This is a genomic window from Paenibacillus sp. LPE1-1-1.1 (genome assembly GCF_040676435.1).
In the GTDB taxonomy this organism is placed as follows: domain Bacteria; phylum Bacillota; class Bacilli; order Paenibacillales; family Paenibacillaceae; genus Pristimantibacillus.
Genome location: NZ_JBEGHY010000047.1, coordinates 22,028 through 34,727, shown reverse-complemented (window position 1 = coordinate 34,727; position 12,700 = coordinate 22,028). Strand labels below are relative to the sequence as shown.

Below are 12,700 nucleotides of genomic sequence, written 5' to 3'. Positions count from 1 at the left end.
CCCGTAAAGAGATTATGAATTATCTGAGAATAATGATTTCACCCTTGTCATAAAAAACACCTTTTCCGAACAACTCGGCGACCGCGCGCAGTGGAATAAATGAGCTTCCTTTTTCCACGACGACCGGCTGGTCGAGTTTAATCGTTTCGTTAAGTTTACCGTCTTGAACGATTTGATCGGAACCAAGCTTCAGTTCGGTTTTCTTGCCGTCTTTCACAATGCTGACCGTCTTGGTGTTATTGTCGTAGCTAACTTCTGCATTGATCGCATCCGCAATTAAGCGAACGGGAACCAGTGTGCGGGAAGTCTTCTTATTGATGAATGGAGCGCTGGCAGCCGTACGGGACTGCCCGTCAACTTTATACGTTTTTTCATTGACTGAAATTTGAGTGCCGTCTTTGGGTGCAAGGAACTTCAGCATTTTAAAGGAAGCGGCTTTTGCTTTCGCAAGATCCGACATATCGATGGCTTCAGCGAACTGCTGCGCATACGCTGCGGCTGCCGCATATTCTTCCTTCGTGAAGAATACTTCCTGCGTCGACAAGAACATATTCCCTTCCATTGCATAACCGCGTGCGCCTTGCAGATCACCGTCAGCTAATTTCGCAAACGCATTCGTTACATATTCCGATACTTTACCGATCATCGTTCTTTGAAGCGCGGCTTGGATCTTATCTTTATCTACCTTACTAGCGTCTCCAGATGCGAATACATTCAAAACGTAATTAGCATCCTCCACGCTTCCGCCTCTTAAATACGTGTATACAGGGAGGAAAAGGAAGTAGCCTTCCGTAACGGCAGCAGGCTGATCGGCAGCAGGCTTCGCCGGGATATTCGTCGCATAAGTAAAGGTTGCAAGCGCGTAGGTTTTGATAATGGTTTTATCCAAAACTTGACGGTGCACGTTGAAATCATTGGCGTCTTTTTCTGCAAGATCCGCTAGCAGCTGCTCGATCGTACCTTTCAAAATACCGGTCATGTCAAGTCCATACGTGCCATCGCGTTTGGTTACCGTGCTCTGGATAACTCCCTCGTAAATTTGCACGACTTTGTAGAATTCATTCGTAGCGGTATTGAAATCTTCTTTCGTAAGTGCCGGTCTGACCTTGTTGCTGATCAAATCACGCAGGCTGAAGTAGAAGTACCATTGAAGCCCTTTGTCTACGGCTTGCTTCGCTTGGCCCACGTTAAGCGTGCCTTTAATGGCATTGTCTAACACAAAAGAAATGTTCTCATCGATCTTAGGATCATCGGGCTTGATTGCTGCGTCAATGCGCTTCACATCCGTTTGGAACTGATTCACGTAAAATTGTTTAACCGCGTTAAGATCCGTCTTGTCCGTGAATAAGGCTTTGATATCCGTAAAGGCTTTTATTTTTGCGGCGATATCCGCATCCTCCGTGATTTTGAATTTAGATTCAGCGCTGACAACGGTAGCCAGCATCAATACGGAAGAAAAAACCAAGGACAAACTGAGTACTAAGGATAATAATTTACGCAATTTCATCTCTCCTAAAATTAGTTTTTGTTTTTTACATTAAGCCTTTTTTGCGAATAAACCAGATGACGCCAGCGCCAACGATAATGACCCCTGCGATAACGAATACCGTTACCATGGAATTCGTTTTATCGGTTTGCTCCATTGGAGCATGCCCTTCCTCCTGCGCTGCTTGTTCGGATGCAGCAACCGCCCAATCGGAGGCTATCGGCTCATCTAACACTTGCTCCGATGCTTCCCCGGTGCCGGATTCGGCGGAAGTTGCTGTCTCACCTCCCGTCACTTCGGTTACTGGCACCTCAGACGTTGGTTCTGCCTCAGGGCTGGCCGATACCAATTCATCCGGAGCTGGACTTGGAACCGTGCTAGGCGTTGGCGAGGCGGTTGCCGCTTCCTCTTCAGCCGGGCTCGGCTTCACGCTCGGCGAAGGCTTAACGGCAGCCGTAGGCGCCTTGCTTGGAGAAGGCTTCTGCGTAGCTGCCGGTACTTTGACGGGCTTCTCCTCGCTTGGCTCCGCAACCGCCGGCTTGGCATAAGCCTTGTAAGGAAACTGAGGTTTAACCTTCGCGTAAATGAAGTTTACCTTTTGTTTAAATGCTTCCGGATCGACCTCCTTCTCCCCTACCCCGAACAAACCGGGATTTCCGAGCGCTTCCAAGGCTGCTTCGAAAGCACTGTTGATATCATCCGTTCCAGATGACATATAGGGCGCTAACGTATCGAAGGTTGCCTTCGCTTTGGCCAGAAGCAGCTTGGCTCCGGCATAGTCACTCACATCCTTCAAAGCATAGGTGAAGCGGCGGTCCAGATTCATAACAAGAACGGCCTTGTAATTAGCCGTCAACAGCTTGCCATCCTTCGCTTCAACGTTCTTGTCCAGCGTGACCGCGACGGATTCGCCAAAATGCGATTTGATCTCCGAACGCCTTACCTTGTGAGTCTCTTCGATCACTTTCCAATCCGGCTTACTCCCGCTTGCTTCACCGACAATAACCTTAAAAGTCTCGGCAACATCCTCCGTATTCGCATCCCCATAGGAGTACGCCGATACCTGGGCAGGAGATAGCCATAGCAGCAAGGCAACCACCGCCAGCCCGCTTCGAAACCATCTTGACACTTGCACACACTCCTTCTGTGTTACTCTTTTTCTATTTGGAGCTCATTTTCATTTGGTCCGATCCATTCATAAAGGGTAATCCGGGAATAGACCGGGTCAAATAAATCATCTGACACAAACTTTGCAACGGGGATAACCTGTGATCCCGCATTGGCATTTTGCTGCAAAAAACCGCTTAGCACATGATCCGTCAAAAATACCCGCTGCCCAGCCCCCGTCTGCGCTAAGGAATAAAAATAATCGAACGTCAAAATTTTCCGATGCTCATATCCGGCCTCCAAATAGCGAAGTACCCGGGTTTCTTCCCATGTGTACAGAATGAACGGTTGGTCCAAAGCTTCCATATAATCGTTCAATTGATAGACAGCGGGCTTTTGCTCGGCTTGAAGCTTTAGCAATTGAGCTCCTGCTGCGATTTGAACGGCGATAACGGCAGCTAAGGCAAAATAGATGGCAACTGCTGCTGCCTTATCCCGCTTCCACCGGCGGATATCTCCCGAAGCTCTGTTTAATAACGCCGCTGTTTTGAATGCTGCAGCATAAAGGACCAGAAGCATTGGACCAGCAACGGGTGCAATATGGCGAGGTTTTTCAATATTTTGACCTAATAAAACCCATACGCCATATGCTGCCAGGCAAACCCACAGCCATTTGCCGAATTTCCTATCCGCAGAAACATCCCGTATGCTGCCTGTCAGCTTCCACAGCCCAAAGCCCATCAAAGCTAAAAGCAGTAAATAAAGCACAGCAAGTGCCGACGAACGGCTAAACCATACGTCGCGAATCAGGTGATCGGCGATGAGCGTTACAAAGCGCGTGCCGATAGGTACCTTCGAGTCTGCGACCCCGCCGCCCCATTCGGAGAAATGTCCGGAAACAAATGCTAGGGACAGCTTCCAGAAACCTTGCAGCGTACCTTCGGACCGGATTAGGCCGCCAATCCAAATGAGCTGCGCGCCTCCGGCGGCTGCAATTGCCATAACCAATCTTCGAAGCCTATTGCGGCTGTCCGTAAGACTCGTATATTGGTAAACAAGCAGCAGTACCAAGGCAATGCCAAACGGGAAGTAGGATAACCGAATCCCCATTAGAACGCTAAACAACAGTAACGCGGCACCCAAGCGAAGGTTCGATTTAGGACGGTCCGCAGCCCATCGCACACTCCACAGGTACCACCACAGCACGGCGATGCCCGCGCATTCGGACATGGGCCGAGAGCCCATAAGCCATAAATAAGGCAAAGATTGAACGCCCACCGCAGCCCATACTGCAGGAACCAGCCCGATGTATCGCCTGGCTAACAACGTCATGGGAACCGCTGCGCTTAAGGCAAACATCGCATTCCATATAATCAAGGATTGGACCGGGTCAGCCACCCACTCATGAACCAGCTTCGCTCCCGCAATAAAATACGGGTATCCCGGAAAATGGGGCTGCATGGCGAGCAGGTCGTAACGGTCCACCGCGAGCACAAAATCTACCTCGTCCCATGAGCGTACAAAGGGACTAGAGAAAAACAGATTGAAGCAGAAAAGGAAGAGTAGAACGATAATAGCAGCGCTTATCGATATTCGGCGAACGAGTCGAAACAATATTCACTGATCCCCTCTCGTTGCGATAACCATTACGCTTGCTGACCCGAGGTATCCCGCACTTGGCTGTTTCGGGCAAGGGATGAACCGCGAAGAGCGGGCCGCTTCATTTCCTTATAAATAGCCGGAATGACGGAATTGACATATTGCCGGAATTTAATGAAGGACTGCCCCTGTGTCCTCACCTTGTAGGCGATAGGAACCTCTTGCAGACGGAAGCCCTTCCGCAGCAGATTCAAGGTCAACACCTGGGCGTAATTGTAATCATGAATGATTTCCGCGCATTCCATCGCTTCCCGAGAAAAGCCTCGCATGCCGGATTGGCCGTCATAAATCCATTTGCGCAGCAGCACGGACTGGAGCAGCGTAAAAAAATAATTTCCCAGCCTGCGATGCAGCTTCATCCCTGCGATACTCCCCTTAAATCGCGAACCGAACGTGTAGTCTGCCGTCCTATCCATAATTGGAGCGACAACCTCAGGAATTTGCTCCGGCGGGTACTCATTGTCTGCATCAATCATCAAACCAATATCGGCGTCCAGCAGGCAGGATTGCCTCAGTCCCTCTCTAACCGCAGCCCCTAAACCCCTATTTTTCTCAAAGGAATGCACATAGTCCGCTCCAGCTTCCTTCGCTATCTCTACTGTCCGATCGGTCGAGCCATCATCGATAATGATGACCTTTACGTCATATTTAGGATGGAAGTCTCTCGGGACACGAGCAATGACGCTCGCAATGTTTGCTTCTTCATTGTGTGCAGGTATGAATACGACAAGCTTTTTGTTACCGGTAGATTTCATGGGATTCCTCTTTTCATTAAGCCATTTCCTTGAGGTTGAGGTATTAACGCTTGAACGCATCCGTCAACACCCGCCCGCGGCTGGCGCCTGGATACGGTGCTCCCAATAAGTAGGCGAGCGTGGGGGCCATGGAAATTAGCGAATGTCTCTCATCGACTCTGCAGCCTTGGCGAATGGTTGGACCATGCAGGAAGAAGGGGACAAACCGTTCTCCTTCATCCAGGTGGCCATGCCCGCCGATACCGTCTGCCTGCCCGTGGTCGGCGCAAAGGATAAGCGTTGTATTTTCCATCATGCCTTGAACGGTCAGCCAACCGACAAACTCCTCCACCAACCTGTCCGCCTCGGCGATTTTCTCTAAATATTCATCGTACAGCACGCCCATGCTGTGTCCGGTTTGGTCAACGGCAATCATCTGAACGACGAATAAATCAGGGTTTTGTTCGGCCATTATCTTTTTGGAGCGGTCGATGATATTGCGGTCAGCTTTGTCATTGTGCATAACGGCAGTCACGCTTTCCACATCGTCGCCCATGGAGTCAATCAGATGGGCAATACCAAGCAAACGCCCCCGCTTCCCAACCTTCCGCAGCGAATCAAAAATACTTTCCACCCGAATTCCCAGCTTCCAAACCATATTGGAACGTATACCGTGGTCTTTGGGATGGGCACCGGTAAACATGGATGAAAAACAAACGACCGTTCTTGCGGGATAGACCGTCTCCATCTGCGTATACTCTGTTCCTTCCGACCGCAGTTTCTTCAGAAAAGGAGCATCGGCTTCTTCAAAGCGCTCCTTGCGCATACCGTCAATGACAATCACAATGACCTTCTCATTGGTGGCCTTTCCCGTCATATCAGGCCCATCTGTGAATCGTGTCGTCTCTTTGGGTTTCCAATCAAAAAGGTTTGCATGCAGAATCCAGCTGTATAGCCCTAAGCACGCTGTGAATATGCCCAATGTAATAACAGCATCCGCGAACCCGGCAGCGGGCCATGGGGCTTCTGCCGAAGGAAACAGCAATCTGTAAAAATGATTCCACAATAACAAGAGCAGCAGCAGCTTGGGCAGTTGTTCCTGTGCATTACCGCTTGTCGAATCGCTGTTCTTGAGCACTAGCTTCCAGAAGCGTTTAAAGTTCCACCATGACGTGCCGATCCGCATTCGGTAATAAAACGTTCCCCAGAAAAACACGGTGAAGAAGAAATACAATCCGATTGCCGCCGCATGAAGGGAAAGATTTTGAGGATCCCATACAAGTAACGCTGCTACAAGCGGCAGCCATAAATAATTGCGGAGAAAAAGCGGAAAATCGAAATAATAAAATAAAAAAAACAAAGGTAAAATCAAGAGTAGACTTAAGCCGGTACCTGTCCAGAAACGACTGTCCAGCCATTGATCAGACCGATACAGCAGGAATACGGATGTGGCAAAAATCGGCGTAAACGGCTTGCCCTCATTCAGAAGGTTCCAACATCTAGCCGCTACAATCTCAAAAGACGAAGCTTGTTTCATAACAATGTCCTTTCACGCGCATGATTCGTATTTAGGGAAGATTTTTGTTTGATTTGAATCCATTCCTGGGCTTCGCGCAGACCAATCGGCATTCGAATCAGAGAGTAGGAGCCCAGAATAAAAGCCGCCGTGAATTTAAAAGCATGTGTCAGCAAAGCGGTGGTGTAGGCTTCTTCCCAGCTAACACCCAGCACTGCCAATGAGCCGCTTAATGTACTCTCATAGGTCCCTATACCACCCGGCGTAACATGAAAGACCTGGCCGCCGATTGTTACGCTGTTGGCCCAAATGGATGAAGCGGCGCTTAACTGTATGAAACCCATATGGGCAATACCAAACAAAATTACCGCTTCCAGTATCCAACTTACGGCTACAAGACCTAGGATATAGGGGCCTTGCCTGGATAGAACGATTGCCTTGAGCTGCTCCCAGTGTCGATTGGCAAATGGCCAGCGGCGAATCGGAAACCATTTCAAAGTCACCCCTGCAAAAATAACCAATGCTGCCATGACAGTGAACACCAGCCAAGATATTTTCATTCCTAACCACAGCATGCCAATGGCCGATATCGTTCCCAGCACAAGCAAGTCCGTCAAACGCATAATCACGACGGAGTGGAGAGCAGTGTCCCACCTCATTCGCGCCTTCTTCATTAAAACGCCTGTGCGTACAAGATCACCGACCTTAATAGGCAGCAAATGATTGACTAGCAAGCTGTAAAAAATGCCATGCAAATACATTCCGATGGCATGTTCACGGCCTGCGTACGCACGCCAGGCAGCAGCTTTGAGAACAAAAGATAAAAGATAACCGAGAAACATGAATAGCAGCCATCCCGGCTGAACGAGTACCATGCGTAACCGTTCAAGCAGTTGATGCACGTCGAACAACTGCCAGCTCAGAAGCAAAAAAGCAAGGAAGAGGACAAGTCCGGCGAATCCGCTAAGTTTTCTCATCATCCCGCGTTAGCGCCGTTTGACGGTTCAGGTTCTTGATTGAAAACGAGATCCGGATAGCGCTCCAGCCACTTTTGCCAATCCCGGTTCGCCTCCTCCCAGACCCGCACTCCGTTATCCGTAATGGCCATAAACTGACCGTCCTTCTCTGCCCTCGCTATTAATCCGCTAACGGTCAGGCTTTGAGTCACTTTGCTTACGGATGGTGCCGGCATCATAAGAAGCACCGCGAGTTCCCCGGACGTTACGGTTCCTCGTTCCATTAGGATTCCGAGTACTCGATATTTGCTTCGTTGTGACCGGTGTTTCATTTTAGCGTTTCGATGATACTTTCCGGACTTGTACCTAGTTTGAGCGTCCAATTCCCCACCACCTTCCTTCGATGCATACCAGCCTGATTCATTTTCATTTATTTTTATGATAATGATAATCATTCCGAAGTCATTTGCAATTATATCGAATGAAAATGAGAGAATGATGTGAAAATAAAATATTTTTACCAGTTATACTTAATAGCTGTATCGCTTGCCTTAACTTGGATCCAAAATCGTTAATAATGGAAATGATTAACCATGTAATTTTGCAGACAAAAAAACCGGTTATTCTTATGCTGGATTACGAACTCATAAAGGTCCATTTCATTAAAAAAGATGGCTCCTGACGAATACAGGAGCCATCTACTCTCGGCTTAGCACTTTTTATTAATTGTCCATAAACGGGGTCACATTTCGCCCAAAGAATTACCGGCTTCTGTGTTACCTTTATGCAGCGGTCATCATACATTTGGGGGTTGCCCTCTTGCGGAATGTAAAGGTAACGAGACCTCCGTTACTTACTCTTTTATATTTTTTGCAAGGAAGACAACAATTCTATTGATTTCAGAAAAACCGTTTTTCTTGTAAAACTTTTCTGCCGGAACATTTCTATCCGTTAGCAATGTTATCGTTTTTATATCTTCTGCCAGTAATTCTCTTTCAAGGCTTTCAAACATTTTGGAACCAATTCCTTGTCCTTGATCCTTCGGATGAACGCACATTTCATTTACAAAGAACTCATCATTTTCCCACCATTTCTTACGGTATCCACAAATAAAGCCAATGATTTCTTCATCTTGAATCGCGACCAGACCCATGAACCCTGGCGTGCCTACAAAATCCAATAAATATTCTTTTGCTTTACGATCCGACCATTGATCATTCCAAGGTTCTCCATTAAAAACTTCACAAAATAATAGTGTGCACTTGTCCAGATCCTTAAACTCAAATCGTCTAATCACTTCAAAACATCCCTTCGTTAATATCGCTCCAGCCCATAGCTAATTCAGTTAAAGTTTCGTTACCCATCCGAATATCTTTTTGAGAGAAGACCTGACCTCCTAATCTGCTATAGAAGGTTCTTGCAGGATTCTTTTCCAATACCCATACCATTAACGATTGGTAATCGTGCGATTGCAGATGTTTTATTATTGAGGAAAATAAAGCTTGTCCAGAACCTTTTCCCTGGTACTCCTCCAAGATATAAATGGCATATAGCTCAGAATCATATTTGTTGAATTCTTCACTTCTGCATTTACCGCCATTTGCAAACCCTATTATGGTTCCCTCTTCATTCTCTGCAACATAAATCACTTCATGAGGGTTCAAATGATTGAATACCCATTCCCAATTTTCAATGCGTTTTTCAATGCTTAATGCGGATAAATATTCATCTGAAATCATGCCTTTGTATGTAGATTTCCAACTAGCTACATGGATTCGGGCGATATCGCGCACGTCATGAACATTCGCTTGTCTAATCCTCATTGTTTCCTCCTTTATATTTCAATTCCCATATCTTACAATTCGGTTTGGTTATCTGCATTCCTTTAGTTATCGAATCTTCGATTGGATAAAAGAAAAGCCGAGCGAAATCAGGAGTGGATACCTGGATTCCGTTCGGCTCAGCAGGAAGCTTTAAGTAACTATTACTATTTTCGTCCGTTCGTTTAGCGAACGTTTGGCGTGGCGGCGCTGCCTTCCTGCGCTTTAAGCTCGGCGATCAGCTTATCCCCCTCGACGTCAAGGTTTGGCAGCATTTTGTCCAGCCATTTCGGCAGCCACCAAGCCTTATCCCCGAAGAGGGCCATTACGGCCGGAACCAGCGCCATGCGGACTACGAAAGCGTCAATCAGAATTCCGATCGCCAGTGCGAAGCCAATTTGTTTGATCATGATGTCGTGCGTAAATATAAACCCTGCGAATACCGAGACCATAATAATTGCAGCAGCTACTACAACGCGGCTGGCCTGGTCATATCCGTGAATCACGCTCTTATTGCCCCGATACCCATGGACGTAAGACTCGCGCATGGAGGAAACCAGGAAAACTTGATAGTCCATCGCCAAGCCATAGAGGATCCCAGTGACCATGATAGGCATAAAGCTCATGATCGGACCGCCAGTGTCAAACCCGAAGAGGTTGCCAAACCATCCCCACTGGAACACCGCTGTAGTCAACCCGAACGTCGCAAGGACGCTAAGCAGGAAGCCTAAGGTCGCCTTGATCGGGACAAGAATAGACCGGAACACCAAAAGCAGGATAATTAGCGAGAGGATGACGATAATTCCGATGTAGATCGGGAAAACCTCTGAAAGCTTAGACGACATATCGATGTTAATCGCCGTGAATCCCGTTACACCGAGGGTAACGTCATTTGTCTGAGCAATCGTCGAATCGGCAGCGCGCAGCTCCTTGACCAGATTTTTGGTCGCCGCGTCTGTCGGGCCTGTATTCGGAATCAAACTCAGGATAGCTATATTTCCGTCCTTATTCATGCCTAGCGGTGATACCACCGATACATCTTTGACTTTCTGAATGTCCTGCACGATATTGTTAAGCGCCTGAGGCGTGATCGTCCCCGAGGGATCATTCGGTTCGGCAACGATGAGAAGCGGACCATTGAAGCCCTCTCCGAAACCGCCCGAGATCGCATCGTAGCTCTGCCGCTGGGATGTGTCCATGTTCGCGGTAGCACCGGAAGGCATACCCATTTGCATTTCGGCAACCGGAATCGCGGCAGCACCGAGTAATGCAATCACACCGACAATAACCGGCCAACGGAACTTTACGACTCCCTTTACCCAGCTATCCGCGATGCCATGCTGCTTGTCGGATGCCTTGGAACGGCTCTTCTCGCGCGCTTTGCATGAGCAAATTCGCTCACCCAGCAAGCCAAGCAGCGCTGGCAGCAGCGTGAGGGCAACAAGCACGTTAAGGAACACGGTAACCGAGGCAACGAGCGCCATCGTGCTTAAGAAAGAAATTCCAATAATGAGAAGTCCGCACAAGGCGATGATGACTGTCAGCCCTGCGAAAAACACCGCGCTTCCCGCTGTGCCGACCGCTCGGCTTGCAGCTTCCCGCGCTGTCAGTCCCTGGTCAAATATAAGGCGGCGCTGGCGATTCACGATAAATAACGCATAATCGATGCCGACTGCCAAACCGACCATAAGGGCCAATACAGGGGTGACGGAGCTCATGGTAACGAAGCTGGAAATGGCGAAGGCACCGCCGACGCCGATCCCGACTCCAAAAAGCGCGATCACAATCGGCAAACCGGCTGCAACGACGGATCCAAGCGTCATGATCAGGACGATCGCAGCAATAATCAAGCCGTAAACCTCATTTGCCCCGATCGGAACTTCCGAATCTTTAAGCGAATCACTCGGCAGCACTGAAATACCTGTGCCGTTCTCCGCTTCCGTGACCGCCTCGACGACCGAATTCGCGACGCCTTTGGGAAGTGATGTTTGCTGCACGGTGAACTGGAACTGGAACAGGCCAACGCTGCCGTCGGTCGCTATTAACATGCCAATCACAGGCACCCCATCAATCATGAGAGGGCCGTACGGCGGCATTTCAGCTGGGGCCGCACTTGCTGTTGCCGTTCCCGCTGCGTCCCCGCCTTCAGCACTGCCTGCTTGAGACGGCTGATCGCCTTGAGACGCTCCGCCTGCAGCAGCTGCAGCGGCCAATTCGGCGGGGTTAATGACATATTCAAGGCCATAGACCTTATTAACGGCTTCACTAATCGCGGCTATACGTTCCGGTGTATCGAGCCGCTCTCCTTCAGGGACCGTGAAAACCACGCTGGCTTGACCGCCGGACGCTTCAGGTAACGCCCCCTCAAGTTTGTCCAATACCTTTTGTGACTCCGTGCCTTCAATCTTCATATCGGAGCTTACACTCATACCGTAGATACCCAGCATCGCGATGACGATTCCAAGAATCACAACCCAGCCGGCAATAAAGTACCATGGTTTGTCGTAGGATTTTCTTCCTAGTTTGTACAAAAATGTAGACATAACCGTAATTTTCCTCCTGTAAGTGCAAATAATATGCGGTAGGGAAACTAGAAGCCGTTTCGCAAGTAACCGAATGTCGTCTCCAAATATTGATCGAATGTTGTAGCCCCGGGGGCTTCGGCAGTTGAATCACCCGGAAGCAGCACATTTAGGCTGCCGTCGACGATCGGCAGTATTGCCCCGAAAACCGCTCCCGCAAGAAGATGGGTGTAGCCCTCGGAATAACGGCCATGGAAAAAGTTGCTCAAAGCCTCCTCGGCTGCGTTTTGCAGTCGCTGGAAAACGCTGAGGATATACGGCTCCAGCGTCGGATGCCGCTTGGATAGCGACACGAGCTCACGCATTTTCCATAGCACATCGGCAGTAAGCTGCATCTTCATCCATAGCTGCAGGGTATCAAGCGGGTTAGTGCTGTCAGCCAATTGCAAATCATTGGCGTCATCGATACCATTAAAGGTTAATGCAGACATCGCCACGGCTTCCTCTTTACAGGAGAAATGGTTCGCGAATGTTCTTCTGGAGTAATTCGCGCGCTGCACCACGTCGTCGATAACAAAGCCGTCCAAGCCCCGTTCACGTGCAAGCTCGAATGCAGCTCCGGCCAAGGCATGTGCGGTCGCCTCCCGCTTCATATCTCGTAAACTTTGTTTATTCATCCTTTTATGTCACCTCAATACATAAGCGTTAGATATCATCTCTTCATAGGGAATACTTTAGCATTTCGTTGCCCAATGTGCAATATTGCCCTTTGAGTAATGTTGCATATCGAGCAGGTTACCTAGCTGAGCATTGACTGGAATACTTTTGGGATGAAGGATTGCAGCACTCCTATCAGGGTTCTCTCGCTACCTGATACAGCAATGGATGGAACATTCACTT

At 48.7% G+C, this 12,700-nt stretch carries 11 protein-coding genes; all 11 read right to left on the bottom strand.

The annotated features are described in order from the left end of the window. Positions 1 to 19: 19 nt before the first annotated feature. The gene (locus tag MRBLPE1_RS32125) at positions 20 to 1,501 is read right to left on the bottom strand and encodes a copper amine oxidase N-terminal domain-containing protein (RefSeq protein ID WP_364154337.1); all 1,482 of its coding nucleotides are present in this window, start codon (positions 1,499 to 1,501) and stop codon (positions 20 to 22) included. A 31-nt stretch (positions 1,502 to 1,532) separates the two neighbouring features. Then, a complete protein-coding gene (locus MRBLPE1_RS32120) occupies positions 1,533 to 2,615 on the bottom strand; it encodes a hypothetical protein (RefSeq protein ID WP_364154335.1) in 1,083 nt (360 codons plus the stop codon). A gap of 20 nt (positions 2,616 to 2,635) precedes the next feature. Beyond that, a complete protein-coding gene (locus tag MRBLPE1_RS32115; protein WP_364154333.1) occupies positions 2,636 to 4,207 on the bottom strand; it encodes a hypothetical protein in 1,572 nt (523 codons plus the stop codon). Between the two features lie 32 nt (positions 4,208 to 4,239). Continuing rightward, positions 4,240 to 5,007, bottom strand: a complete 768-nt coding sequence (locus MRBLPE1_RS32110; RefSeq protein ID WP_364154330.1) for a glycosyltransferase family 2 protein — start codon at positions 5,005 to 5,007, stop codon at positions 4,240 to 4,242. A 43-nt stretch (positions 5,008 to 5,050) separates the two neighbouring features. Beyond that, on the bottom strand, positions 5,051 to 6,523 hold the full coding sequence (locus MRBLPE1_RS32105; protein WP_364154328.1) for an alkaline phosphatase family protein: 1,473 nt from the start codon (positions 6,521 to 6,523) through the stop codon (positions 5,051 to 5,053). After that, complete coding sequence (locus MRBLPE1_RS32100; protein ID WP_364154326.1) at positions 6,520 to 7,482, bottom strand: lysylphosphatidylglycerol synthase transmembrane domain-containing protein; 963 nt, start codon at positions 7,480 to 7,482, stop codon at positions 6,520 to 6,522. Before MRBLPE1_RS32100 ends, MRBLPE1_RS32105 begins: the two co-directional genes overlap by 4 nt. Beyond that, positions 7,479 to 7,841, bottom strand: coding sequence for a MarR family winged helix-turn-helix transcriptional regulator (locus tag MRBLPE1_RS32095; RefSeq protein ID WP_364154324.1), 363 nt, complete (start codon positions 7,839 to 7,841; stop codon positions 7,479 to 7,481). Before MRBLPE1_RS32095 ends, MRBLPE1_RS32100 begins: the two co-directional genes overlap by 4 nt. A 470-nt stretch (positions 7,842 to 8,311) precedes the next feature. Next, entirely contained in the window at positions 8,312 to 8,755 is a 444-nt protein-coding gene (locus tag MRBLPE1_RS32090; protein WP_364154321.1) for a GNAT family N-acetyltransferase, read from the bottom strand. Position 8,756: 1 nt separating this feature from the next. Further along, a complete protein-coding gene (locus MRBLPE1_RS32085; protein WP_364154318.1) occupies positions 8,757 to 9,281 on the bottom strand; it encodes a GNAT family N-acetyltransferase in 525 nt (174 codons plus the stop codon). Positions 9,282 to 9,463: 182 nt separating this feature from the next. Next, a complete protein-coding gene (locus MRBLPE1_RS32080; RefSeq protein ID WP_364154315.1) occupies positions 9,464 to 11,821 on the bottom strand; it encodes an MMPL family transporter in 2,358 nt (785 codons plus the stop codon). A 47-nt stretch (positions 11,822 to 11,868) separates the two neighbouring features. After that, positions 11,869 to 12,477 carry a TetR/AcrR family transcriptional regulator gene (locus MRBLPE1_RS32075; protein WP_364154313.1) on the bottom strand — a complete coding sequence of 203 codons (609 nt, stop codon included), beginning with the start codon at positions 12,475 to 12,477 and terminating at the stop codon, positions 11,869 to 11,871. Positions 12,478 to 12,700 lie beyond the last annotated feature (223 nt).